The following is a 23,566-nucleotide window of genomic DNA, read 5'->3' as shown; positions in this document are numbered from 1 at the left end:
TGAACTCTGGACGGGCGGGGGTGGGCTTGGATAACATGCCTGCACCTCCGTGCCGTTCTTAATCCAATGAATCAACTGTTTTTTCTGGCAATGATGATGTCCTCCCTGTCGGCTCCGGATCTGGATCTGGCCAAGGAGCAGTTGTCTATCGATCTGCAGCAGGCACAGACCCTGGTGCTGAGCGATCCCGCCAGATGTGTCCAGATTGCCACCTCCTTCCTCGAACGCACGGCCAATAACCCCAAGCAGATCATCAGCAACCGTCAGGAGTACGGCTATCGGGAGCCGATCCTGAGCTATGGCACTGCGACCCAGACCACGGGGGCCTACCTGCTTCAGGGTGAGTGCCTGCAGCAGCTGGGTCAGTCCAAACCCGCCCAGGAGTCCTTCGACAAGGGCATCGCCATGGCCGAGAAGGAGCAGCAGTTCGAGCTGCAGGCCCATGGTCTCTATCTCAAGATCCGCAGCAGGGAGATGCAGGAGCATGCCCCTGGCGCCAGCACGATGGCGCTCGAACAGCTTGACAAACTGCTGACCAACCCCGGCCTCAAAGAGAGCCAGCTGCAGGTCTACAGCCGCCTGTTGCACGTCAACGCCAGCATGGAGGAACGGCAGTTCGATCTGGCCAAACGCCAGCTGACCGAGGCGCGTCAATGGGCAGAGCAGGCCAAGAATCCCCTGGCCAGGGCCTGGGTCAGCGCCGTGGGAGGGGACCTCTATCAGGCGCTCGGGCAGCCCCAACTCGCCCTCGGGGAGTATATCGATGCCCAGCAGCAGGCCAAGAATCTGCAGGATCCCCTGTTCCTCGGTCTGCTGTCGAACCAGATGATCAGCCTCTATCAGGCGGAGCAGGAGCCGCAAAAGGCGCTGCAGTATGCCAACGAGGCGGCCAACTACTTCCATGCCCTCGGCAACCCCTCCCTGCTGAGCGATGCCCTGATCGTGCTCGCCCGCCTCAACCGGGATCAGAGGGAGATGAACATGGCGCTGGTCTACTTCTTCAACGCCCTGGATCTGCTGGACGAGGGCAACAACCGCACCCGCATCGCCCACCTCAAGTTCGAGATAGGCAAGACCTATCTGCAGACCGGCAACCTGACCCTGGCCCGCAACTACCTCAACGCGGCGCGCCAGTCACACGAGCTGGGAGACGACAAGGAGTCACTGATCGACACCCTGTTGCTGCTCGGCGAGCTGCACCTCAAGCAGCAGGAGGCGGGCATCGCCATCCTGCAGCTGGAGAATGCCCTGACCCTGGCCAACCGGCTTGGCGACATCCGCCGCCAGTTTGAAATCTTCCGGCTGCTCGCCATCGCCTACGAGCAGAAGGGCTACCTCCAGCAGGCCCTCGAGAGCTACAAGAATTATCACCAGCGCAGCGAGCTGGTCCGCCAGCAGCAGCTCGATCTGGAGCAGGAGGCGGTCCGCGACAACTACGCCCAGGTGGAACGCGCCCAGCAGGTCAAGGAGCTGGAGCAGCGCCTCGACCAGAGCCGGCATCAGCAGGAGCGCTATCTCTGGACCAGCGTCAGCACGGGCCTGCTGCTGGTTCTGTTCATCTACCTGTTCTTCACCCTCTGGCTCAAGCTGCGGGTCGCCCGCCTCAATGCCAGACAGCTGGGCGAGGCCCTGCTCATCGAGCCGCGCAGCGGCCTGGCCAACTGGCAGAGGCTGATGAGCCGCTGGCCTCGCGAGATGGCCAAGCGTCAGCAAAAATCCGATCGCTGGTACCTGAGCGAGCGGCCCACCAGCGAGTTTGACGACAAGCTCCACTACCTGCTGTTCCGGGTACCCTTCCTGGTCAACAACCTGGAGCAGCATGGATATCAGGTCAGCCGCGAGATTGAGCAGGCCTTCGGCCACTATATCAATCAGCTGACCCCCCAGGATGGCCGCATCTACGATCTGCGCGAGGGACACCTGCTCTATGTGGTGCCCCAGCGCCACGTGGCCCAGTTGCACCAGCTGGCGCAAGAGCTGCTGGACACCCTGGCCGCCTTCCCCTGCGAATACCCGCTGGACAGGCACATCAGCCTCGGCATCGTCAGCCATCCCTTCCTGCCCAAGGCGGCGATGGCCCTCGACCATCACGGCCTGTTCGACCTCTGTTATCTGGCGCTTTCGGGGGCCATGCAACTCAGTGAAAAATACCAGCAGAGCGTCTGGTTGGAGCTGGCGGCCATCGATTGCCAACAGGCCGCATTTTTTAATGGCGATGTGTGGCAATGCTGCTTGATGGCAATTGACAAGGGACTGGTAAAAGTAAATTCTTCTCATGAAAAGCAATGGGTTAATTGGCTTCTGCTTTCACGGACGAAAGCGCCGGATAAGCCATGACAACAAGGTACTCAACGGGGTCTTTCATTGGCTTACTGTTGCTGGACGACACAAAAACGATAATGACAACAGGGCGACCTGAACAATGAATGATATCGCTGCCGTAACAGGACAACTGGCAAGACTCAGGGAATCCCTTCAGCAAAAACAGCAGGAGCTCGATGGCATGGCCACGTTCTCCGATGCCGAACGCACCCGCAGCATCCAGTTTATCGGCAAGCTGATGCAGGCCTGCCGTGGTCACGATCGTGAATTGGACAACCGACTCGCCAAGCTCAAGCAGAAGCTCGATGGCAATCCCCCGCTGTCATCGCTCGACGCCGACCTCGCGGTCATCGAGAAGCTGTTGCAGCAACATGGTCACGCCATGGAGGAGTCCATCAGTCTGACCCGGGCCGCCATCGAACTGGGCAGCAAGCAGCTCAAGTCCTTGAAGGGCTTTCCGGAAGAGACCCGTCGCACCCTCAAGGAGTTTCTCGCCAGCCCCGAGGGCTATGGCATCGGCGATCACCAGAAGAAGGTGATCCGCTTGCTGGAGTTCTACCAGCAGGCCATCAAGATCCAGCTGCTGCCACGCCAGCCGCTGCTCGCCCCCGAGATGGCCACCGAGCTCTCCAACCCGGCGCCCACCGACTCTTTCGATATCAAGGCCCACGCCCAGATCTCCGATGAGCTGCAGCGGCTCATCACCGAGCTCGACTTTGCCGGCTCCGTGGGCGAGAGCCTGGCCGACATCCGCCGCCAGCTGCTGGGAGGGATCACGCCGCCCCTGCTGGCGGAGATCTGCCTGCAGATCATCGAACTCATCATTGAAGGGACCCGGGAGGAGCGTAAATCCTCCCAGGCCTTCCTCAGCTCCCTCAACGAGAGCCTCTCTGCGGTACATTTCAACTTTACCGAGTCCCTGGACGAGGGGCGGGCGCTGCAAAATGCCGCCCACCTCAGCGGCCAGGCGCTGGAGCGGGAACTCGCCGCCATCGATCGCACCATGGCGACCCATGACTCCCCGTTGTCCCTCAAGGGAGCCATCTCCAGCCACCTGGATACCATCCGTCGCCTGCAGCAGGAGCGGGAGGCCATGGCCAGCCGCGAGCGTCACCTGCTCACCCACCTCTCCAACATGGAAGCCAAGCTGCGACTGATGAAGGAGGAGACGGCCGAGTACAAGAAGCGGCTCACCATCCAGAAGCACAAGCTGTTTCTCGACAGCCTGACCCAGGTGCACAACCGGGCGGCCCTCGACGAGCGGCTCGAGCTCGAATACAAGCGCTGGCTGCGTTACGGCACCCCGCTGTGTCTGGCCATCATCGATATCGATCACTTCAAGAACATCAATGACAACTACGGTCACATGGCCGGAGACAAGGCATTGAAAGTGGTCGCCAAGGCCTTGCAGAACGCCTTGCGCGACACCGACTTCATCGCCCGTTTCGGGGGGGAAGAGTTCGTGGTGTTGCTGCCGAACATCAATCCGGACAAGTTCCAGAAACCCCTGGAGAACCTGCGCCAGACGGTCAAGAGCATTCCGTTCCGCTTCCGGGATGCCAGGGTCGAGATCACCATCTCCATCGGCGCCACCCTGTTCCGTGAAGGGGACCATACCACGGACGCATTCGAGCGCGCCGACAAGGCGCTCTACAGCTCCAAAAACTTGGGCCGGGATCAGGTCAATCTGGCCTGAATCCGGATTGAACGACGGCTAGAAAACAGGCAAACGCACTTTTCCCCTATTCCCCTGCCCCACCCCTTGCCTCTACTATCGAAATCGAGGGATGCCATGGCATCCCGTTTTCTCCCCAGGGAAAGCACAACGATAACAAGCGAGTGAAAGGGGAAATTATGATTACACACATCAATCCCGTGGGCAGCATGGACCTGCTGTCCCAACTTGAGGTGGATCGCCTCAAGCAGACCGCCTCCAGCGATATCTATCAACTGTTTCGCAACTGCTCGCTGGCGGTGCTCAACTCAGGCAGCCACACCGACAGCTCCAAAGAGATACTGGAGCGCTTCAAGTCCTTCGACATTCATGTGATCCGGCGCGAGCGCGGGGTCAAACTCGAGCTGTTCAACGCCCCCGAGCACGCCTTCGTCGATGGCGAGATCATTCGCGGCATCCAGGAGCACCTGTTCTCCGTGCTGCGCGACATCCTCTATGTCTCGACCCAGCTGGAGTCCAATCGCCTGGTCAACCTGACCAACTCCACCCACATCTCCAACGTGGTGTTCGCCATCCTGCGCAACGCCAAAGCGATCCTGCCGGGGGCAGACCCCAACCTGGTGGTCTGCTGGGGTGGTCACTCCATCAACGAGGTGGAGTACCAGTACACTCGCGCCGTGGGCAGCGAGCTGGGCCTGCGGGAGCTCAACATCTGCACCGGCTGCGGGCCTGGAGCCATGGAAGGGCCCATGAAGGGGGCCGCCGTCGGCCATGCCAAGCAGCGGGTGCGCAATGGCCGCTACATCGGCCTCACAGAACCCTCCATCATCGCCGCCGAACCGCCGAACCCCATCGTCAACGAGCTGGTGATACTGCCGGACATCGAGAAGCGACTGGAGGCCTTCGTGCGTCTGGGACACGGCATCATCATCTTCCCGGGCGGGGTCGGCACTGCCGAGGAGCTGCTCTATCTGCTCGGCATCATGATGCACCCGGCCAACGAGCGGCAGCCCATGCCCATCATACTGACCGGTCCGAAGGAGAGCGCCGACTACTTCCGCGCCATCGACGACTTCGTCAAGGCCACCCTGGGTGAACCGGCCACCAGCCTCTACCGCATCATCGTCGGGGATGCCCCGGAAGTGGCGCGCGTGATGAAGGAAGCGATGCCGAAGATCCGCGAATACCGAAAATCGGTGGGGGATGCCTACTCCTTCAACTGGTCCTTGCGCATAGAGCCGGAGTTCCAGCTGCCGTTCGAGCCGGATCACGCCAGCATGGCGAGCCTGGATCTGCACCGCAACCAGCCGCCCCAACTGCTGGCGGCCAACCTGAGGCGCGCCTTCTCCGGCATCGTCGCCGGCAACGTCAAGGAGGGAGGCATTCGCGCCATCGAGAAGAAGGGCCCCTTCAAGCTGCACGGCGACAAGGAGCTGATGCACCTGATGGACAGGCTGCTGGAGAGCTTCGTCAGGCAGCAGCGGATGAAGCTGCCTGGCAGCCAGTACATCCCCTGCTACGAAATCGTGAAATAAGGGCGCAGCGCCCGTGATGACAGGAGGGGCCCAGTGCCCCTCCTCCACTTCCCGGCCCTGGCGTCCGGGGTTAGCATGACGCCCATCCCTTGTTACAATGGGCCGTCCCGACCGCCAAGAGTGCTCCCTGCCATGCAACACCTCAGGCCACACCTGCTCATCATCGATGCCCTCAACCTCATCCGCCGTCTGCACGCGGTGCAGGCCCAGCAGGCACTGACCCCGGCCCAGGCCCTGATCGCCACCCGCGCCAACCTCATCAATACCTGCAAGAAACTGCTGACCGGCAGCGAGCCGACCCATGTCATCGCCGTGTTTGACGGCGAGGTGCACAGCTGGCGCAAGGAGATCTATCCGGCCTACAAGGAGGGGCGCACCCCCATGCCACAGGAGCTGAGGGAGGGGCTGGCCGACTTGCAGGACGCCTTCTGGGAGTGCGGTGTGGATGCCCTGCTCTCCCAGACCGACGAGGCGGACGATCTCATCGCCACCCTGGCCAGTGGTATTGCCCAGCACGGTGCCAGGGCCACCATCATCTCCACCGACAAGGGCTTCTGCCAGCTCATCTGCCCGCAGATCCGGGTCCGAGATTACTTCAACAAGCGCTGGCTGGATGAGGTCTTCGTCCAGCAGCAATATGGCGTCGCCCCTGCGCAGCTGGTGGACTTCTGGGCCCTGACCGGCATTGGCGGTTCCAATATCAAGGGCGTGCCGGGCATAGGGCCAAAGACGGCGACCCAGCTGTTGCAGCAATATGGCGGTCTGGCCGCCATGCTGGACGCCTGCGAGCAGGAGAGCGCGGCCAAACCCCTGCTCAAGCTGCGCCAGCACAGGGAGGATGCCCTGCTGGCCCAGCGGCTGGTGCGGCTGCAGCAGGACATTCCCCTCGGTTTCAATCTGCGGGAGATCCGCTATCCACCCGAGCCCGATTCGGAGGCGTGATCCCCGGCACACAATTCCCCGAAACAGGCCGTACCTGTTGACATAAATGGGAAAAATGTAAAGAAACATGGAGGAAGTGGTGCAAAAATGGTATAAAACAGCCGAATCCTCCCCCTCTGTTCCCTAGAAGTGGATACGTCTCATGTCAAAAAGAAAAATTACCGTTATTCCGGGCGACGGCATAGGCCCCAGCATCATCGAATCCGCCATCCAGATCCTGACTCACGCCGGCTGTGATTTTGACTATGACTATGCCGATGCCGGTCTGGTCGCGCTGGAGAAGCACGGCGAGCTGCTGCCCCAGGCCACGCTCGATTTGATTGAGAAGAACAAGGTCAGCCTCAAGGGCCCCCTCACCACGCCGGTCGGCGGCGGCTTCACCTCCATCAACGTCTCCCTGCGCAAGAAGTTCAACCTCTACGCCAACGTGCGTCCGGTGATCTCCTTCAAGGGCACCAGGAGCCGTTACGACAACATCGACATCATCACGGTGCGTGAAAACACCGAGGGCATGTATTCGGGTGCCGGCCAGAAGCGCAGCGATGACAACCAGAGCGCCGAAGCAATGAGCATCATCACCCGCGACGGGGCCGAACGCATCGTCACCTTCGCCTTCGAGCTGGCGCGCCAGGAAGGGCGCAAGAAGGTCACCATCATCCACAAGGCCAACATCCTCAAGTCCACCTCCGGTCTGTTCCTGGAAGTGGCGCGCGAGGTGGCTGCCCGCTATCCGGATATCCAGAACGAAGAGATGATCGTCGACGCCGCCTGCATGAACCTGGTGATGTACCCGGAGCGGTTCGATGTGATGGTCACCACCAACCTGTTCGGCGACATCCTCTCGGATCTCTGCGCCGGTCTGGTGGGGGGCTTAGGCATGGCTCCAGGAGCCAACATCGGTGAGGGCGCCGCCATCTTCGAAGCGGTACACGGCTCGGCGCCGGACATCGCCGGCAAGAACATCGCCAACCCGACCTCGGTGATCCTCGCCTCCATCCAGATGCTGGAATACCTCGGCATGCAGGACAAGGCCGAACGCATCCGCGAGGCAGTACGGGCGACCATCGAATCCGGAGATCGGGTGACCCGGGATCTGGGGGGCACGGCCTCCACCAGCGAATTCACCCAGGCCATCATAGACCGTCTATAAATCATATCTAACTGATTGATTTAAAAAGGGAGCTTCGGCTCCCTTCGTTTTATGCAGGATCCCCCTACCTCCCTCGTCAGATGAATACTATGTTCATATGAGGGATAAGGAGATCCACTATGCGTGCTACCTTCATCTTGCTGATCTTCAGCAGCAGTACCATGGCATTAGACAGGCCCATCGACAACGCCTGGTTGACACCGCCCCCTCAGTTCGAGCAACCGGCCAAGCAGACCTGGCGGTCCACCATAGATACCAACGACCTGCTCAAGAGCCCCAAGCCGCTCTCCCTCGGCGTGGACATCATGACCGACAGCAACGGCACCCAGCGGATCACGGCCTACCAGAAACTCAATCTGACGGCCGAGAAGAGCGTGAGCCTCTCCTTCGAAAAGCACAAACCCAGGATCAAGTTCAATGCCGGCGGTATCAACACGGCGGTCAAACTCCGGGGTGACGGCGTCAAGATGCAGTTCAACCCCACCGACAAGACCATTCCACTTCAGGTCGAGCTCAAGATCACCAATGACGAGTCCATGATGCGTTTCGACTACCGCTTCTGAGGGCGCCAGAAAGCAAAAACCGGACGGGGCTACCCCCGTCCGGTTTTTTTGGCGTCACCCCAGGTGACGCGGGTGCCCGAATCAGGACTTGGGTTCGAGCTTGGAGACCCAGAACTTGTTGTAGACGTGCACCGTGATCTCTTCGCGATCGTGGTAGAGCTGCTTGGCCTGGATCACGAACGCATTGTCGATCTCCTTGAGCATCTCCCGCAGCACCTCGATATTGTGCACCGCCTCGGCATAGCGCTTCTTCATCGGCAGCTTGAGGTTGAACATGGCTTCCTGGCAGTCGTTCTCGCGGAACCAGTCGGCAATCATGTGAACCACCCGCGCCGGCTTGTCCACCATGTCACACACCAGCCAGTAGGTGTTCTTCTTGCCTGGCCGCCAGACGAAGCCGTCGTCGCGAATGTGCTTGACCTGACCGGTATCCATCAGGGACTGGGCCATGGAGCCGTTGTCCACCGCGGTCACCATCATGCCACGGCGCACCAGCTGATAGGTCCAGCCGCCCGGGCAGGCGCCCAGATCGACGGCCTTCATGCCGGAGGTGAGACGCAGCTCCCACTCTTCCCGCGGCACAAACACATAGAAGGCCTCTTCCAGCTTGAGGCTGGAGCGGCTCGGGGCGTCAGGCGGGCAGCGCAGACGCGGAATGCCCATGTGGAATTCGGAGTTGTTGAAGGAGTAGGAGTACCCCAGCAACAGGTGATCATTGGCCATGAAGAAGGCGTGGAACACAGGACGGTGCGGCGTCTCCTTCTTGGTCAGGATCTCGTTGCCGCGCAGCGCCTGGCGCAGCGGCACGGTGAACTTGCGGCAGAAGGCAGAGAGCTCCTTCGCCTCGTTGGTGTCGGCCGTTTCCACCCGCAGATCGCCACAGATGGCATAGTCACGGGTCGCCTCTATGATGGGAGAAACCCGATCGGAGAGGTCCAGATCCTTCAGCTCATGGGTCACCACCAGCATCTGGCGGATGAAGATGAGTTCACGAAACGGCAGCTTGCGGGCCAGCAGATCCGCCTGCTCCTCGTCATACAGCTCGAAAATCACGTAACCGCTGTCGTCCTTGACCCGGGCGAAGCCGTAGCACTGCATGTTGCTGGCTCGTTCGGTGATCTCTGCCGCCGCCTCTTTCTCAAAACCCGGGCGGCAATAAAGCAGCAGATTATTCATTTTTTCCTCCAAGACGACAGCCGGCCCATATCAGAGCCGCCCATCCCAACATAAAACAGAGGCCACCGGCCGGGGTGATAAGCCCCAGCCCCTTGCTGCCAAGCAGCACCATGGCGTAAATACTGCCGGAGAATCCCAGGATCCCCAGCACAAAGGCCGTGCCCACAAAGGTAATCACCTTGTTGCGCACGCCGCACCACCCCAGCACCAGCAGGGCCAGGGCGTGAAAAAACTGATACTGCACCGCGGTGTTGAACGCCGCCAGCAGTGAAGGGGCTATGCCGGTCGCCGCCAGCCCGTGAGCCCCATAGGCTCCCAGCATGGTGGCCGTCAGGCCGAAGCAACCCGCCAGCACCAGCCAATGTCGATGGACTTGCATCCTCTCTCCTCGTTCTCTGCGCGCGGCCACCCCTTCAGACGCACCGGGACGGGGTCGCCGCGATAAACCCCTTGATCCGCTCCGCCGCCTCGCGCAGGTTCTCCTGCTCGCTCACGCCGCTGGCCTTCCTCGGCTTGAAGCCATGATCCCCATCGGTCAGCCAGTGGACCGATACGGCAGGGGAGAAGGGGAAATCGGCCAGCTCGGCGCGAGAGCCAAAGGTGTCGCGCTCCCCCTGCAGCAGCAGGGTCGGCGTCGTGATCTGTTTGAGCACCTCACCCCGCCAGCGGTCGGGGCTGGCCGGGGGGTGGAAAGGATACCCGAGAATGAGCAATCCTGCAGCATTCATCTCGTCGCCCCCTTCATGATAGAGCTCGGCCGCCATCCGCCCCCCCATGGACTTGCCTGCCAGGAACAAGCGGGGATGGGCAAATGCGCGCACCATCTCGCGCCAGTGCGCCAGCAACACGGGCTGCCGGTCCGGCGGCCTGCGCTTGCCATCCAGGGCCCGCTTGCTCATGTAGGGGAAGTTGAAGCGCACCACCTCGATGTCCGGCCCCGCCAGCAGGCGCGACAGCTCGGCGAGAAAGGCATGATCCATGCCGGCGCCCGCACCGTGGGCCAGCAGAATGCGAACGGGGGCGTCGCTCGCCCCCTCTCTTGTCACATCCATCCCCTCAGGCATCGGCGAGACGGGCCCGGCGACGGGCCTCCTCCTGCTCCACCAGCTCCAGCATCCAGTCGCGGAAGGCCACTATCTTGCCCTGATCGGACTGCTGCTCCTGGCACACCAGGTAGAAGGCATTCTTGCTCACCAGCACCTGCTCGAACGGGCAGATGAGGCGGCCCGCTTCGATCTCGGGCTGGGCCAGCACGCTGTGACCGAGCGCCACCCCCTGACCGTGGATCGCCGCCTGGATCACCATGGTGGAGTGGCTGAAGATGGGCCCCTGGTTGACGTTCGGGGCGTCGATGTCGAGCTGACGGAACCAGGCCTTCCAATCGCGTCGGGAGGTGTCGTGCAGCAGGGTGTGCCTGGTCAGATCCTCAGGGGTGCGCAGGGGCTTGGGGCCGGTCAGCAGCAGCGGTGAACAGACCGGGATCAGGTACTCGGTGTGCAACTTGTCAGAGCGCAGTCCGGGCCAGTTGCCACGGCCGTAGTAGATGGCCACGTCCACGTCGTCGGTCAGGGATCCCTCGTCCATGTCCACCGCCTTGATCCGCACATCGATGTCGGGGTGGCGCTCGCTGAACTTAACCAGCCTGGGCACCAGCCACTGGATGGCGAAACTCGGCTGCAGGGAGACGGTGAGCGCCCCCTTGGCGCTGCGGGCCAGCAGCTTGTCGGTGGCCTCGGAGATGGAGGCGAAGATGTCCTTGATGTCGAGGAAGTAGCTCTGCCCCTCCTCGGTCAGCAGCAGGGAGCGGTTCTTGCGACGGAACAGCTTGATGCCGAGGTACTCCTCCAGCGCCTTGATCTGGTGACTGATGGCGGCCTGAGTCACAAACAACTCTTCTGCTGCGCGGGTAAAGCTTAAGTGGCGAGCCGCTGCTTCGAATGCCTTCAGGGCATTGAGCGGGGGTAAACGACGAGACATGACACCAGCCGACGATGAGTTTTTCTAATGGGGCGCATTATAAATTGTCGGTTGCGGGTCGACCAGTGAATAAACATAATTCGCCACGCAATCCGTTGCCATATGGCTCACACCTTCTCTTCCATGTTGGTTTACATGTGGTTTTTGTGAGTGGGCCGACAACGGTTGTGGTGTTGTGTTTCTTCCTCTGCGGGAAGAAGGGCTAAATCGATGCGATTTAACCCAGTCTGTCATGTGAATGTGTTTGGCGCCTCCGGTTGGATGGCGCCTTTTTTCTTATCTCTATACCCTGAACTGCCCCACCAGTTGCTGCTGCTTGTCCGCCAGTTGCGACAACTCGCGTCCGTTGTCGGCAGAGCTCGCCGCCTCGGCCCGGATGGTGTGGCTCACATCGCGAATATTGCTGACGTTGCGATTGATCTCGTCCGCCACCCCGCTCTGCTCCTGGGCCGCCCTGGCTATCTGCTCGTTCATCTGATGGATGGTGGCCACCGCCTGGATGATCTGCTCCAGCACGCTGACCGACAGCTCCACCTTGCCAAGCGTCACATCCGCCTGGCTGTGGCCCGTCATGATCGCCTTGACCACCGCCTCGGTGCCCGACTGCAGCTCGGTGATCAGCGTCTGGATCTCGACGATGGTGTTCTGGGTGCGACCGGCCAGGTTACGCACCTCGTCGGCCACCACGGCGAAGCCGCGGCCCTGTTCACCGGCCCGCGCCGCCTCGATGGCGGCATTGAGCGCCAGCAGGTTGGTCTGTTCGGCTATTCCCTGAATAACGACGAGGATATCGTTGATGTTGTCGCTGTTGGCAGCCAACCGCTCCACCACGGGCTTGGCATCGCTGATCACCGCCATCAGCCTGGACATGGCCTGCTGGGTATCGGCGACCACGGATTTGCCCTCCTGGGCCGCCATGTCCGCTTGGTTGGCTGCGCTCACCGCCGAGCTGGCATTGCCCGCGACCTGCAGGGCGGTAGCGCTCAGCTCCTCGAACGCCGTCGCCACCAGATCCACCTCCTGATACTGGGCTTGCATGCCGGCACTGGTGCGAGCTGCCCCTTGCGCCGCCAGCGCCGCGCTGGCCCGGGTACCGGCCACGGTATCGATCACCTGGCTGATGGTGGACTGCAGCTTGTCCAGAAAGTTGTTGAACCACTTCGCCAGCTCGCCGATCTCGTCATCGCGACGCAGGTCGATGCGCTGGGTCAGATCACCCTCGCCGCTGGCGATGTCCTTGAGGCGGGCCACCACGGTGCGAATAGGGGCGACGATGCGCTGGGCCATCAGCCAGATGCAGAGCAGGGCAAGGGCTGAGATGGCCCCACCGATCAGCAGCTGGGTGGCGACGCTGCGCTGGGACTGGGTCTCCAGCTCATCCTGCAGTTGCAGGGCGGAGGCGAGCACCACGGTCCGGGGCAGTTCGATGTAGATGCCCCACTGACGATCCGTCCCGCGCATGCTGACCGGCACGAAGGTCTGCAGCAGGGCGCCATCCGGGCTCCAGCGCGTGACTACCTCCCCCTTGGCGAGCCAGCCGTTGAGATCCGCCGCCAACCCCTGCTGCGCCAGGGTATCCCCAAGGGCGACCTTGAACCCTTCGACCCCGGCTACCCGCCCCTCGTGACTGAGCAGCAGCACCTTGCCCTGCCCGTCATAGAGCGTCTTGTCCATCTCCTCCACCAGGCTTTGCAAGGTGGCCAGCGAGATGTCGACCCCGACCATGCCGAGCAGATTGCCCTGCTCCAGCAAGGGGGCCGTCACCGAGGTCATCAGCACCTGCCGGGAGCCCACCTCGTCCACATAGGGATCGAGCAAACAGAGAGCCTTGCTGCGAATGCTGCAACTGTACCAGTCATTCTCCAGGCCGCCGTGCCCGGACGGCTTGTCGTTGGCCAGCAGCGCCTCGTCCATCACCTCCAGGGTCACCTTGCCATCGACTCTGGCCCAGTAGCTGGAGAAGCGTCCCTTGTCGTTGGCCCCGAGCGCCGTCGAGCCCTGATAGTTGTCATCTTCCCCATCGAGCTGGTTGGGTTCGAATACCGCATAGACCCCGAGCAGGTTGGCCGATGACTCCGCCGCGTCCTGCAACTGCTGGTTCACGGCACTGCGCAGCGCCTCGGAGTGAACGAAGTTGTCCGCCGCGTTCTTGCGCTGGAACAGGATGCCCTCCGCCAGCAGGGTGGCCCTGAAATAGGCCTCGTCGAGGTAGCTGGTCACTCTGGCCGCCTGGGTGGCCCCCATGGCCTTCATCCAGTTTTCTGCCGCGTGCTGCCCCTCCAATGTGGTGGAGGTGAGCACTTGTTCCTGCATGCGCGCCGCGTTGAAGAGGGAAGAGGCGACCAGTGCGGCGGCACTGGCCAACAGGCAACAACCGGCGATCAGGGTGATCCGCCCCTGAACAGAAAGAGAACTCATGCCACATTTCCTGACGTCTAAAGATGTAAGTACTGTATCGGTTTTGGAAACAAAAACTTAACCAAATCAACTGAGATCCAGGCTGAGTTGATTGATTTCCCCGGCCCCGGGCAGTCCCACCACCAGCCCGAGCAGACGAATGGGCTTTCCTTGAGACCGTTGCAGCCCCTCGTGCAGCAGATCGTGGAAACGGGTCGCCTGGTAGCTCCCCTTGCGATAGACGGTAGTCTGGTGGAAATCGGCAAACTTCAGCTTGATCCCCTGCCCCATCAACGCCTCCGCAGGGCAAGCCCTGGCAAAGCGCAGCTCCAGCTCGGGAATGAGCCGGCCGAGCACGGCCCGGCAGGCGGCTTCATCCAGCACGTCGCTGGCGAGCGTCGTCTCCACCCCTATGCTCTTGCGTATCCGTCGGGCCTGCACCGGCTGATCGTCATGCCCCCAGATGCGACCGGCGAGCATCTCCCCGAGCTTGCCGAAACGGCTCACCAGCTCCTCGTTGCCGAGCTGGCGGGCATCCTCGCAAGAGTAGAGCCCGAGGGACTCCAGCCGTTCCGCTGTCTTGCGGCCGATGCCGGGCAGTTTGCCAAGGGGCAGCTGGCGCACGAACTCATCCACCTCCTCTGGCCTTATCACGAACAGGCCATCCGGCTTGCGCTGCTCGGAGGCGAGCTTGGCCAGGAACTTGTTCGGCGCCACCCCGGCCGAGGCAGTCAGCCCCAGTTCGAGGGCGATGGCGGCGCGGATCTCGGCCGCCATCAGGGTGGCGCTGCCGCCGCAGTGGGGGCTGTCAGTGACATCGAGGTAGGCTTCATCGAGGGAGAGCGGCTCCACCTGCTCTGTGTAGCGCAGGAAGATGGCTTGCAACTGGCGGGAGGTCTCCTTGTAGACGGTCATCCGCCCGGGGATCAGCACCAGCGGCGGGCAGAGCTTCCTGGCCAGGGCGCTCGGCATGGCGGAGCGCACCCCGAAGCGGCGCGCCACATAGTTGCAAGTGGAGATGACGCCGCGCCTGTCGGCCGAGCCGCCGATGGCGAGCGGTACTTCCCGCAGGGCCGGATTGTCCCGCATCTCCACCGCGGCGAAGAAGCAATCCATGTCGATGTGAATGATCTTGCGCATGCCAGAGTCTGTTGAGCTGTCGGCACCTGCCGCACGGTTGCGACACATGGTGCCAGGTTGAGGCAGGGCTCATCTCGGTGAGCCGGAGGTCACGTCTCGCAGGGTCGCCACCAAGAGCCTGGTTGCGTGCCCCCCGTCACAGCCATGATGAGACGTCAAACACCACTGTATGAATAACCAGTTGGCATCCCATGCTACCCCAGCCCTGTCATTTCTGCCAGCGCACGGGAGGAGGCGGGCGGATAGACTCTCAAGGCACCATCCGCATGGAACTCAAGGAGGAGAGAGATGAGAGCAATCTGGCCGGGACTCTGCCTGCTGCTGCCACTGACGGGCATGACCAAGGACCATCCGACCGCAGAGTGCAGTTGGCTGTTTGAACGTATCGAGATACTGGAGAAGGCCATCAAGCAGGGGGACGAGCTGGGCACGAGGGAGGAGTTGGCAAAGCGAAAGGTGGAGTTTCGCAACAAGGCCTGCAGCCAATACGATTACTGAACGCCATGAAAACGCGAGCCGACCCGGGGTCGGCTCGCGTGTATTCGATACACCCGCACGCGGGTGTTCGCCCTCAGAGGATGCGGTTATCCACCAGCATCTTGCGACGGGCCTCTTCCTTGGCCATCTTCTTCTTGCGATTGTCGCAGGGCTCCGGGCAGTCACACTCCTTCTCGATCCCTATGGTGCCGAGACCGCCACAGGAGCCGGAGATGGTCTTCTTCTGGAAGATGTAGCCGATGGCCATGGCCACCACCACCACCAGAAACACCCCGAAGGTGATCAGAAAGATCTGCATGGTATTACCCCTTACTGTTCAACCAGATACAGCTCAACGGCATCCGGCTACAAGATTCTTCGATACCGCCATCCCGGTGAGTGATGGCTGCCTCTTGACGATTAACCGGGCTGCTTGGCCAGGTAGGGCTTGAAGGCATCCGAGTAAGCCTCCTCGAAGCCATCGTCCGTCTTGGTGATCACGAAGATGGCCAGACCCCGCTCCTTGGCATAGGCCAGGCTCTTCTGCGTCCCCATGACGGTCAGCGCCGTGGCCAGCCCGTCTGCGGTCATGCAGGAGGGGTGGATCACGGTGACCGAGACCATCCGATGGGTGATGGGCTTGCCCGTCAGTGGATCTATGGTGTGGGAGAAGCGCTTGCCATCCAGCTCGTAGTAGTTGCGATAATCCCCCGAGGTGGCGACGCCGTTGTCCCCGGGCACTATCACCTCCTGCACCGAACCGGCATTGGCGGTCGGCTTCTCGATGGCGACGCGCCAGGGGTGACCCTTGCCGTTGACGCCGTTGATCCGCAGCTCGCCGCCGATCTCCACCAGGTAGTTGCGCGCCCCCAGGGATTCCAGGTACTCGGCCACCTTGTCCACCCCAAAGCCCTTGGCGATGGCGGAGAGATCTACGTAGAGGCCCGGGATATCCTTTTGCAGGGTGTCGGCGTCGACCGAGGTTACCACATGCAGATTGCCGAGGCCCGTCTTCTGCCGGGTCTGGGTAATAAGCTCGTCGGATGGCACCTTGGTCGGTTTGGCATCCGGCCCAAAGCCCCACAGATTGACCAGGGGGCCCACGGTGACGTCCAGCGCCCCGCGGCTCTCGCGGCCAATGTGAATGGCCTCGGTCACCACCCGGGCGGTGTCACGGGAGACCACCAGCGGGGTACTGCCCTTGTGCTGGTTGAAGCGCGACAACTCGGAATCCGGGCGATAGGTGGACATCTGATCGTTGACCCGCTCCAGCAGGACATCGACCTCGGCTTGCAGCTTGGCGGCATCCGTGACGGCGGCATCCGCCACCTTGATGGAGTAGTAGGTGCCCATGGTGCTGCCGGTGATGTGGATCTCCGGCTTGGATTGGACCGATTCCTGACCGCACCCCGTCAAGAAAAAGGCTAGCCCGAAGGCTAGCCAGGTCTTTACAACACTGTGCATGGATTAACCACCAAAGTCATCCAGGAGGATGTTTTCGTCTTCAACGCCGAGGTTTTTCAGCATGTTGATGACGGCAGCGTTCATCACGGGAGGTCCACACATGTAGAACTCGCAATCTTCCGGCGCCTCGTGGTTCTTGAGGTAGTTCTCGAACAAGACGTTGTGGATGAAGCCGGTGTAGCCATCCCAGTTGTCTTCCGGTTGCGGATCCGACAGGGCGACGTGCCACTGGAAGTTGTCGTTCTCGGCGGCCAGCATGTCGAAGTCTTCGACATAGAACATCTCGCGCTTGGAACGAGCACCGTACCAGAAACTCATCTTGCGCTTGGACTTCAGGCGGCGCAGCTGGTCGAAGATGTGGGAACGCATCGGCGCCATGCCGGCACCACCACCGATGAACACCATTTCGGCGTCGGTGTCCTTGGCGAAGAACTCGCCAAACGGACCCGAGATGGTCACCTTGTCCCCAGCCTTCAGGCTGAAGATGTAGGAGGACATCTGGCCGGGAGGCGCAGTCCAGTTGCTGGGCGGCGGGGTCGCGATCCGCACGTTCAGCATGATGATGCCGAACTCTTCCGGATAGTTCGCCATGGAGTAGGCACGAATGATCGGCTCGTTGACCTTGGACTCCAGCTCGAAGATCTTGAAGCGATCCCAGTCCCCGCGATACTCCTCGGGGATGTCGAAGTTCTTGTACTGCACGTGGTGGGCAGGGGCTTCGATCTGGATATACCCACCGGCGCGGAACGGTACGCTCTCGCCATCGGGGATCTGCAGCTTGAGTTCTTTGATGAAGGTGGCCTTGTTGTCATTGGAGATGACGGTACAGTCCCACTTCTTCACGCCGAAGATCTCTTCCGGCAGCTCGATGTCCATGTCGGAACGGACGGTGACCTGACAGGCCAGACGCTCGCCATGACGGGCTTCACCCTTGCTGATGTGATCCAGCTCGGTCGGCAGAATGTCGCCGCCGCCGGCCTTGACTCGCACCTTGCACTGACCACAGGAGCCGCCGCCGCCACAGGCGGAGGAGACGAAGATACCGCTGCCGGCGAGCACGCCGAGCAGCTTGCCACCCGCCGGGCTGGTGACAGCCTTGGCCGGGTCGCCGTTGATGCTGATTGTCACGTCACCCGCGGTCACCAGCTTGGACTTGGCGAACAGAATGACTGCCACCAAGGCCAGCAGGATCACGGTGAACATGACCACACCCAGAATAATTTCCATCTATATTTCCTTTCCGATTACAGGGAAATACCAGAGAAGGACATGAAGCCCAGCGCCATCAGACCCGCGGTGATGAAGGTGATGCCAAGGCCGCGCAGGCCTTCCGGAACATCGGAGTACTTCATCTTCTCGCGGATCCCCGCCATCGCGACAATGGCCAGCATCCAGCCTGCACCCGACCCCACGCCATAGACTACGGACTCCACGAAGTTGTAGTCACGCTGCACCATGAAGGAGACACCACCGAAGATGGCGCAGTTCACCGTGATGAGCGGCAGGAAGATGCCGAGGGCGTTGTAGAGCGCCGGGAAGTACTTGTCCAGCGCCATCTCCAGGATCTGCACCAGGGCCGCAATCACCCCGATGAAGGTGATGAAGCTCAGGAAGCTGAGATCCAGGCCGGAGACCAGGGCACCGTCTTTGAGCACGTAGTTGTAGATCAGGTTGTTGGCCGGAACCGCAACGGTCTGCACCACGATAACGGCAATCCCCAGGCCCATGGCGGTCTTGACCTTCTTGGACACCGCCAAGAAGGTACACATCCCCAGGAAGAAGGAGAGCGCCAGGTTTTCGATGAAAATCGAACGAATCAACAGACTCAGATAGTGTTCCATACCTTAATCCTTTGCCTCCACCTGCTTGGGATCCTTGGTGCGCACGCCCCAGATGATCAGACCAATGATGAAGAATGCACTCGGCGGCAGCAGCAGCAGGCCGTTAGGCACATACCAGCCACCATTGTTCACCAGCGGCAGCAGCTCGATACCGAACCAGGTGCCGGAGCCCAGGATTTCACGCACCGTGGCCACGACCAGCAGCACGGCACCGTAACCCAGGCCGTTGCCGATGCCGTCCAGGAAGGAGGGCAGCGGGGCGCTCTTCATGGCATAGGCTTCGGCACGACCCATCACGATACAGTTGGTGATGATGAGGCCGACGAACACCGACAGCTGCTTGGAGATGTCATAGGCATAGGCCTTGAGCACCTGGTCAACCACGATAACCAGCGAGGCAATCACCGCCATCTGGGCGATGATCCGCACGCTGTTCGGGATCTGGTTGCGGATCAGGGAGATGAACAGGTTGGAGAAGGCGGTGACCGCGGTAACGGCCAGCGTCATCACGAACGCCGTCTTCATCTGGCTGGTAACGGCCAGCGCGGAACAGACACCCAGCACCTGCAGTGCGATGGGGTTGTTGCCGAGCACAGGCGTCAACAGCAATTTTTTCATTTCGCTCTTGTCAGCCATTGTTGATTTCTCCTGCACGTACCTTGGCCAAGAAGGGACCGAAGCCCTTGGGGCCCATCCAGAAGTCGAAGGTGTGCTGTACGCCATTACCGGTCAGGGTTGCGCCAGACAGGCCGTCGATTTCATGCTCGGAACCAGCCGGAGCATGGCCTTTAATCACCCGCAGCGCAGGCTGACCGTCCTGATCGAACAACTTCTTGCCGACGAACAGCTCGCGCCAGGCCGGGTTCTCGATCTCGCCGCCCAGACCCGGGGTTTCACCGTGGTCATAGTAGGTGATGCCCTTGATGGTCTGGCCATCGGCCGCTACCGCCACGAAGGCATACATGGTGGACCACAGACCCTGGCCGTAGATCGGCAGGATGATGTTGTCGACCTTGCCCTCGGCATCCTTCGCGAAGAACACCGGGATCAGCTTGGAGATCTGACGCAAGCCAGCCTTGTCGTCGGCAGGTGCCAGGCGAACACTCTTGGCCGGATCTTTGGCCGCCAGCTTGGTATCGAAGTTGTCGGCATCGCCGTCAACGAATTCACCAGTGGCCAGATCCACCAGACGCGCTTCAATCTTGTCGCCATACAGCTGGGCCAGGTCACGCTTGGCTACCGAGCTGACATCGACACCGGCAACGGACAAGATGTTGCTTTGCTTGTCCAGCGCCTTGTTTTCCAGCTGGGCCGGACGCAGACCCACGGCGGCCACGGAGACCACGATGGAGCAGACCAGACACAGACCGGTCACTACGGCGAGAGTGCCGGTAGTAGAGTCTTTATTAAACGCCACGTGCGATCCTCCGCTTGATGTTCGCCTGCGCCACGAAATGGTCAAACAAGGGGGCAAACAGGTTGGCAAACAGAATGGCCAGCATCATGCCTTCCGGGAACGCGGGGTTCACGACACGGATCAGCACGACCATGACGCCGATGAGGGCGCCGTACCACCACTTGCCCTTGTTGGTAAAGGCGGCGGAAACAGGATCGGTTGCCATGAAGGCCATGCCGAAGGCGAAGCCGCCCAGCACCAGATGCCAATGCCACGGCATGCTGAACATGGGGTTGGTATCGGAGCCGATGACGTTGAACAGCAGGGAGGTCGCTACCATGCCGATCATCACGCCGGCGATGATGCGCCAGGAGGCGATCCGCATGTAGACGATCATGGCCGCACCGATGAGGATCATCAGGGTGGAGACTTCACCGATGGAACCTGGCAGGTTGCCGAGGAAGGCATCCATCCAGCTGATGGCTTCGCCGGTGGCACCGTTGATCAGCGCCATCTGGCCGCCCTGGGCCCACTGGCTCAGTGCAGTCGCGCCCGAATAGCCGTCAACGGCCACCCAGACGGCATCGCCGGAGATTTGACCCGGGTAGGCGAAGAACAGGAACGCACGACCCGCCAGGGCCGGATTCAGGAAGTTCTTGCCAGTACCGCCGAACACTTCCTTGGCCAGCACCACGCCGAAGGTGATGCCGAGCGCGGCTTGCCACAAGGGCAGCTCAGGCGGCACTATCAGGGCGAACAGGATGGAGGTCACGAAGAAGCCTTCGTTGATCTCGTGCTTGCGCACCATGGCGAACAGCACTTCCCAGAAGCCACCGACCAGGAACACGGTCAGGTAGATGGGCAGGAAATGCGCCGCACCGATCAGCATCTTGCTGCCGATGCCGGCCACGGCCGGATCCAGCGAGGCACCCAGCAGGGTCGCTATGGTGTATTGCCAGGTATCGGCACCGGCCGCGCTGCCCAGATGGGCGATGGCGGCGATGGACTGGTTGCCGACGTTGTACATGCCCCAGAACATGGCCGGGAACACGGCCAGCCACACCATGATCATCATGCGCTTCAGATCGATCGCATCACGGACGTGGGCGGCATTGCGGGTCACGGACCCGGGGGTATAAAACAGGGTATACGCCGCCTCGAACAGGGCATAGTACTTGGCGTACTTGCCACCCGGCTCGAAGTGATGTTCCATATTTTCAAGAAGTTGCTTGAAACTCATCGCTTAACCTTCCAGTTCTATCTTGGTCAGGCACTCACGCAAGACTGGGCCGTACTCTGTCTTGCCGGGGCAGACGAAGGTACAGAGCGCCAGATCTTCCTCATCCAGCTCCAGGCAACCGAGCGCTTGTGCGCTGTCGGTGTCGCCGGAGACCAGATCCCGCAGCAGCAGGGTCGGCAGGATGTCGAGCGGCATCACGCGCTCATAGTTGCCGATAGGCACCATGGAGCGATCACTACCGTTGGTGGTGGTAGTGAAGTTGATGAGTTTGCCCTTCATCAGATGAGAGAGGGTGGTACGGGTGATGGAGAACTTGTCGGCACTGGGTTTGACCCAGCCCAGGAACTCTTTCTCACGACCTTCACCCAGTACGCTCACCTGGTTGTGGTAACGACCCAGGTAGTCATGAACCCCTTCGGCCTTGGCACCGCTGAGCAGGGAACCGGAGATGATGCGATTCTCGTCCGCACGCAGCTCGTTGTTGGTCAGCTGGCTGAGGCTGGCACCCAGACGGGTACGCAGCAGACGCGGCTTGATGACGTTCGGGCCAGCCAGGGAGATCACCTTGTCGGTGAAGATCTGGCCGGTGGTGAACAGCTTGCCGTAAGCGATCACGTCCTGATAGTTGATGTGCCACTGCACCTTGTTGGCACCGACCGGATCCAGGAAGTGGATGTGGGTGCCCGGCAGACCGGCGGGATGCGGACCGACGAACACGGCTTCCTTGACCTGGGCCAAGGAGGAGTGCGGCAGGCTGGCTTCGCCCTTGCAGACGTGGACGGTACCATCGGTCAGGCGGGTCAGCACGGCCAGACCGTCGAGGAAGGCCTGGGCCTGTTCCTTGATGATCAGCTCCGCACTGGCGGCCAGCGGGTTGGTGTCCATGGCGGTGACGAAGATGGCGCGCGGGGTGGAACCCACGGCAGGCACCTTGCTGAACGGGCGGGTACGCAGCGCGGTCCATTGGCCTGATGCGACCAGGATCTCCTGCACCTTGCTACGCTCGAGCTGTGGCAGCTCGGCGGAGGCAAAATGCTCAAAGGTCACCTGCTCGTCGGACCCATCGATGTCGATGACGACGGACTGGAGAACACGCTTGGCACCACGGTTGATCTCAGAAACCACACCGGTGGCAGGGGCCGTGAATTTAACGCCGGGATTCTTCTTATCTTCGAAGAGCTCCTGACCTTTAATGACGCGATCACCTACTTTGACAAACATAGTAGGACGCATCCCCACGAACTCTTCGCCGAGTGTAGCAACACGGGTGATGGCCGGGCCATCGTAGATTACTTGCTCCGGAGCACCCAGCACGGGGATGTCCAGTCCTCTTTTAATTGTAATCATACTCACTTGCACTACCGTTAAGGGAAGACAGGTTGGTTAGCGCCGAGAAATACATCACGACGAGTTGTTGAATGAGCCCGTCAACATCGCGGAAAGCTGTCGAAGAAATAAACAAATCAGCAACATACAGGATCATTCAAAAGCGCCTGAGTTTACCACCTTAGGCGAGTTAGCCGCCACGCCAAATGGGGAAAATCCCCGCCCTATCACAAAATTAACCTTCACTGAATATTTCGCGCACGTCCTTGCAAACCGTGGTTTTAAAGGACTTTTCGCAAAACTAACCATATAGAGGTATTTTTCAGGCGTAAGGAAAAGGATTAGAAAAAATAATGCTACACCCCTCATCCCTGGCGGCACACCATTCGTGATAGCGCTGTTAATGGCCCGAGGAAGGCGCCATCAGAAGGTCCAACGGCTCACGCAAAGGGGGATTTGCTGACGCAACCCGGCGTCTTTGGCGCCTGCTCCCTGGCCTGCCACTCGGATTCGGTATAGGTATGCAACGCCAATGCATGAATGGCTCCCGCCAACTCGTCGGCCAGCACCCCGTTCACCTGACGATGGCGACCCAGCAAACGCTGTCCCTCAAACGCCTGGCTCACCACGACTACCTTGAAGTGGCTTTCGGAGCCCGGTGCCACCCTGTGCATGTAGCTTTCATTGATCACTTCCAGGTGGCTCGGGGAGAGCGCGGCGGCCAGCTTGGCCTCTATCTGTTGTTGCATGCTCACGGTAAGGACTCCTCGTTGAATATCCGGCCATTGTAGCCAGGGTTGTGCGCCCGATGCATCAGGTACGAAGGATCCGCTCGCTCTCGCCGCACCGGACTGGTGAATTTCTCCGCCGCCGCTAGAATAGCGCCACTTTCACCGCTGCCGGGCAACACGGGGCAGACGGTCGCCATTCATCAATCACACGTTG

At 60.9% G+C, this 23,566-nt stretch carries 22 protein-coding genes; 7 read left to right on the top strand and 15 right to left on the bottom strand.

The window, feature by feature from the left end:
* The first annotated feature begins 66 nt into the window (after positions 1 to 66).
* From PG898_RS01340 to PG898_RS01315, 6 genes are all read left to right on the top strand, one after another.
* Complete coding sequence (locus PG898_RS01340) at positions 67 to 2,337, top strand: hypothetical protein (protein ID WP_270823361.1); 2,271 nt, start codon at positions 67 to 69, stop codon at positions 2,335 to 2,337.
* Between the two features lie 85 nt (positions 2,338 to 2,422).
* Positions 2,423 to 4,018, top strand: a complete 1,596-nt coding sequence (locus PG898_RS01335) for a GGDEF domain-containing protein (RefSeq protein WP_270823360.1) — start codon at positions 2,423 to 2,425, stop codon at positions 4,016 to 4,018.
* Between the two features lie 158 nt (positions 4,019 to 4,176).
* A complete protein-coding gene (gene ppnN, locus PG898_RS01330; RefSeq protein WP_041206266.1) occupies positions 4,177 to 5,532 on the top strand; it encodes a nucleotide 5'-monophosphate nucleosidase PpnN in 1,356 nt (451 codons plus the stop codon).
* 132 nt (positions 5,533 to 5,664) lie between these two features.
* A complete protein-coding gene (xni, locus tag PG898_RS01325; RefSeq protein ID WP_182786100.1) occupies positions 5,665 to 6,474 on the top strand; it encodes a flap endonuclease Xni in 810 nt (269 codons plus the stop codon).
* 142 nt (positions 6,475 to 6,616) lie between these two features.
* Positions 6,617 to 7,624 (top strand): isocitrate dehydrogenase, encoded by a 1,008-nt coding sequence (locus PG898_RS01320; protein WP_005330735.1) that lies wholly within the window; start codon positions 6,617 to 6,619, stop codon positions 7,622 to 7,624.
* A gap of 119 nt (positions 7,625 to 7,743) precedes the next feature.
* The gene (locus tag PG898_RS01315) at positions 7,744 to 8,187 is read left to right on the top strand and encodes a hypothetical protein (RefSeq protein WP_043130933.1); all 444 of its coding nucleotides are present in this window, start codon (positions 7,744 to 7,746) and stop codon (positions 8,185 to 8,187) included.
* 81 nt (positions 8,188 to 8,268) lie between these two features.
* Here PG898_RS01315 and rlmM read toward each other — a convergent pair whose 3' ends face one another.
* The 6 genes from rlmM to dinB all read right to left on the bottom strand — a co-directional run bounded on the left by rlmM (position 8,269) and on the right by dinB (position 14,877).
* Positions 8,269 to 9,363: a 23S rRNA (cytidine(2498)-2'-O)-methyltransferase RlmM gene (gene rlmM / locus PG898_RS01310; RefSeq protein WP_025327941.1), complete on the bottom strand. Its 1,095-nt coding sequence runs from the start codon at positions 9,361 to 9,363 to the stop codon at positions 8,269 to 8,271.
* Positions 9,356 to 9,742: a DUF423 domain-containing protein gene (locus PG898_RS01305; protein ID WP_270823359.1), complete on the bottom strand. Its 387-nt coding sequence runs from the start codon at positions 9,740 to 9,742 to the stop codon at positions 9,356 to 9,358. Before PG898_RS01305 ends, rlmM begins: the two co-directional genes overlap by 8 nt.
* Positions 9,743 to 9,776: 34 nt before the next feature.
* The gene (locus tag PG898_RS01300; protein WP_404834587.1) at positions 9,777 to 10,415 is read right to left on the bottom strand and encodes an alpha/beta family hydrolase; all 639 of its coding nucleotides are present in this window, start codon (positions 10,413 to 10,415) and stop codon (positions 9,777 to 9,779) included.
* 4 nt (positions 10,416 to 10,419) lie between these two features.
* Positions 10,420 to 11,340 (bottom strand): transcriptional regulator GcvA, encoded by a 921-nt coding sequence (locus PG898_RS01295; protein WP_042649544.1) that lies wholly within the window; start codon positions 11,338 to 11,340, stop codon positions 10,420 to 10,422.
* A gap of 282 nt (positions 11,341 to 11,622) precedes the next feature.
* Positions 11,623 to 13,758: a methyl-accepting chemotaxis protein gene (locus tag PG898_RS01290; protein WP_270823357.1), complete on the bottom strand. Its 2,136-nt coding sequence runs from the start codon at positions 13,756 to 13,758 to the stop codon at positions 11,623 to 11,625.
* A 66-nt stretch (positions 13,759 to 13,824) separates the two neighbouring features.
* Positions 13,825 to 14,877: a DNA polymerase IV gene (gene dinB, locus PG898_RS01285; protein ID WP_043130924.1), complete on the bottom strand. Its 1,053-nt coding sequence runs from the start codon at positions 14,875 to 14,877 to the stop codon at positions 13,825 to 13,827.
* Positions 14,878 to 15,165: 288 nt separating this feature from the next.
* Between dinB and PG898_RS01280 the strand changes: the two genes are divergently transcribed.
* Positions 15,166 to 15,375 carry a hypothetical protein gene (locus PG898_RS01280; RefSeq protein WP_042649547.1) on the top strand — a complete coding sequence of 70 codons (210 nt, stop codon included), beginning with the start codon at positions 15,166 to 15,168 and terminating at the stop codon, positions 15,373 to 15,375.
* A 73-nt stretch (positions 15,376 to 15,448) separates the two neighbouring features.
* Here the strand turns inward: PG898_RS01280 and nqrM are convergent, their stop codons facing one another.
* The 9 genes from nqrM to PG898_RS01235 all read right to left on the bottom strand — a co-directional run bounded on the left by nqrM (position 15,449) and on the right by PG898_RS01235 (position 23,370).
* A complete protein-coding gene (gene nqrM / locus PG898_RS01275; protein WP_005330718.1) occupies positions 15,449 to 15,673 on the bottom strand; it encodes a (Na+)-NQR maturation NqrM in 225 nt (74 codons plus the stop codon).
* Between the two features lie 101 nt (positions 15,674 to 15,774).
* Positions 15,775 to 16,818 (bottom strand): FAD:protein FMN transferase, encoded by a 1,044-nt coding sequence (locus PG898_RS01270; protein ID WP_270823356.1) that lies wholly within the window; start codon positions 16,816 to 16,818, stop codon positions 15,775 to 15,777.
* Between the two features lie 3 nt (positions 16,819 to 16,821).
* Positions 16,822 to 18,045 (bottom strand): NADH:ubiquinone reductase (Na(+)-transporting) subunit F, encoded by a 1,224-nt coding sequence (gene nqrF / locus PG898_RS01265; RefSeq protein WP_025327948.1) that lies wholly within the window; start codon positions 18,043 to 18,045, stop codon positions 16,822 to 16,824.
* Between the two features lie 17 nt (positions 18,046 to 18,062).
* Complete coding sequence (gene nqrE / locus PG898_RS01260; protein ID WP_005330713.1) at positions 18,063 to 18,659, bottom strand: NADH:ubiquinone reductase (Na(+)-transporting) subunit E; 597 nt, start codon at positions 18,657 to 18,659, stop codon at positions 18,063 to 18,065.
* Positions 18,660 to 18,662: 3 nt separating this feature from the next.
* Positions 18,663 to 19,295, bottom strand: coding sequence for an NADH:ubiquinone reductase (Na(+)-transporting) subunit D (locus PG898_RS01255; protein WP_005330711.1), 633 nt, complete (start codon positions 19,293 to 19,295; stop codon positions 18,663 to 18,665).
* Positions 19,288 to 20,076, bottom strand: coding sequence for a Na(+)-translocating NADH-quinone reductase subunit C (locus PG898_RS01250; protein WP_025327949.1), 789 nt, complete (start codon positions 20,074 to 20,076; stop codon positions 19,288 to 19,290). Before PG898_RS01250 ends, PG898_RS01255 begins: the two co-directional genes overlap by 8 nt.
* A complete protein-coding gene (locus tag PG898_RS01245; RefSeq protein ID WP_042649549.1) occupies positions 20,066 to 21,295 on the bottom strand; it encodes an NADH:ubiquinone reductase (Na(+)-transporting) subunit B in 1,230 nt (409 codons plus the stop codon). Before PG898_RS01245 ends, PG898_RS01250 begins: the two co-directional genes overlap by 11 nt.
* 3 nt (positions 21,296 to 21,298) lie before the next feature.
* Positions 21,299 to 22,642 (bottom strand): Na(+)-translocating NADH-quinone reductase subunit A, encoded by a 1,344-nt coding sequence (locus tag PG898_RS01240; protein ID WP_270823354.1) that lies wholly within the window; start codon positions 22,640 to 22,642, stop codon positions 21,299 to 21,301.
* A gap of 419 nt (positions 22,643 to 23,061) precedes the next feature.
* Positions 23,062 to 23,370: a BolA family protein gene (locus PG898_RS01235; RefSeq protein ID WP_010673364.1), complete on the bottom strand. Its 309-nt coding sequence runs from the start codon at positions 23,368 to 23,370 to the stop codon at positions 23,062 to 23,064.
* Between the last annotated feature and the right edge of the window lie 196 nt (positions 23,371 to 23,566).

The organism is Aeromonas sp. QDB31 (assembly GCF_027707605.1).
In the GTDB taxonomy this organism is placed as follows: Bacteria; Pseudomonadota; Gammaproteobacteria; order Enterobacterales; family Aeromonadaceae; genus Aeromonas; species Aeromonas media.
The sequence above is the reverse complement of the archived record's forward strand: the minus strand, read 5'-3'. Positions and strand labels throughout refer to the sequence as shown.

What these genes read in the sequence shown, in the direction of transcription:
- PG898_RS01315 (WP_043130933.1), top strand. Translation starts at nt 7,744, where the DNA reads ATGCGTGCTACCTTCATCTTGCTGATCTTCAGCAGCAGTACCATGGCA.
- PG898_RS01305 (WP_270823359.1), bottom strand. Translation starts at nt 9,742, where the DNA reads ATGCAAGTCCATCGACATTGGCTGGTGCTGGCGGGTTGCTTCGGCCTG.
- nqrE (WP_005330713.1), bottom strand. Translation starts at nt 18,659, where the DNA reads ATGGAACACTATCTGAGTCTGTTGATTCGTTCGATTTTCATCGAAAAC.
- rlmM (WP_025327941.1), bottom strand. Translation starts at nt 9,363, where the DNA reads ATGAATAATCTGCTGCTTTATTGCCGCCCGGGTTTTGAGAAAGAGGCG.
- PG898_RS01295 (WP_042649544.1), bottom strand. Translation starts at nt 11,340, where the DNA reads ATGTCTCGTCGTTTACCCCCGCTCAATGCCCTGAAGGCATTCGAAGCA.
- PG898_RS01255 (WP_005330711.1), bottom strand. Translation starts at nt 19,295, where the DNA reads ATGGCTGACAAGAGCGAAATGAAAAAATTGCTGTTGACGCCTGTGCTC.
- PG898_RS01320 (WP_005330735.1), top strand. Translation starts at nt 6,617, where the DNA reads ATGTCAAAAAGAAAAATTACCGTTATTCCGGGCGACGGCATAGGCCCC.
- xni (WP_182786100.1), top strand. Translation starts at nt 5,665, where the DNA reads ATGCAACACCTCAGGCCACACCTGCTCATCATCGATGCCCTCAACCTC.
- PG898_RS01270 (WP_270823356.1), bottom strand. Translation starts at nt 16,818, where the DNA reads ATGCACAGTGTTGTAAAGACCTGGCTAGCCTTCGGGCTAGCCTTTTTC.
- PG898_RS01335 (WP_270823360.1), top strand. Translation starts at nt 2,423, where the DNA reads ATGAATGATATCGCTGCCGTAACAGGACAACTGGCAAGACTCAGGGAA.
- PG898_RS01280 (WP_042649547.1), top strand. Translation starts at nt 15,166, where the DNA reads ATGAGAGCAATCTGGCCGGGACTCTGCCTGCTGCTGCCACTGACGGGC.
- dinB (WP_043130924.1), bottom strand. Translation starts at nt 14,877, where the DNA reads ATGCGCAAGATCATTCACATCGACATGGATTGCTTCTTCGCCGCGGTG.
- ppnN (WP_041206266.1), top strand. Translation starts at nt 4,177, where the DNA reads ATGATTACACACATCAATCCCGTGGGCAGCATGGACCTGCTGTCCCAA.
- PG898_RS01240 (WP_270823354.1), bottom strand. Translation starts at nt 22,642, where the DNA reads ATGATTACAATTAAAAGAGGACTGGACATCCCCGTGCTGGGTGCTCCG.
- PG898_RS01235 (WP_010673364.1), bottom strand. Translation starts at nt 23,370, where the DNA reads ATGCAACAACAGATAGAGGCCAAGCTGGCCGCCGCGCTCTCCCCGAGC.
- nqrF (WP_025327948.1), bottom strand. Translation starts at nt 18,045, where the DNA reads ATGGAAATTATTCTGGGTGTGGTCATGTTCACCGTGATCCTGCTGGCC.
- nqrM (WP_005330718.1), bottom strand. Translation starts at nt 15,673, where the DNA reads ATGCAGATCTTTCTGATCACCTTCGGGGTGTTTCTGGTGGTGGTGGTG.
- PG898_RS01290 (WP_270823357.1), bottom strand. Translation starts at nt 13,758, where the DNA reads ATGAGTTCTCTTTCTGTTCAGGGGCGGATCACCCTGATCGCCGGTTGT.
- PG898_RS01245 (WP_042649549.1), bottom strand. Translation starts at nt 21,295, where the DNA reads ATGAGTTTCAAGCAACTTCTTGAAAATATGGAACATCACTTCGAGCCG.
- PG898_RS01300 (WP_404834587.1), bottom strand. Translation starts at nt 10,415, where the DNA reads ATGGATGTGACAAGAGAGGGGGCGAGCGACGCCCCCGTTCGCATTCTG.
- PG898_RS01340 (WP_270823361.1), top strand. Translation starts at nt 67, where the DNA reads ATGAATCAACTGTTTTTTCTGGCAATGATGATGTCCTCCCTGTCGGCT.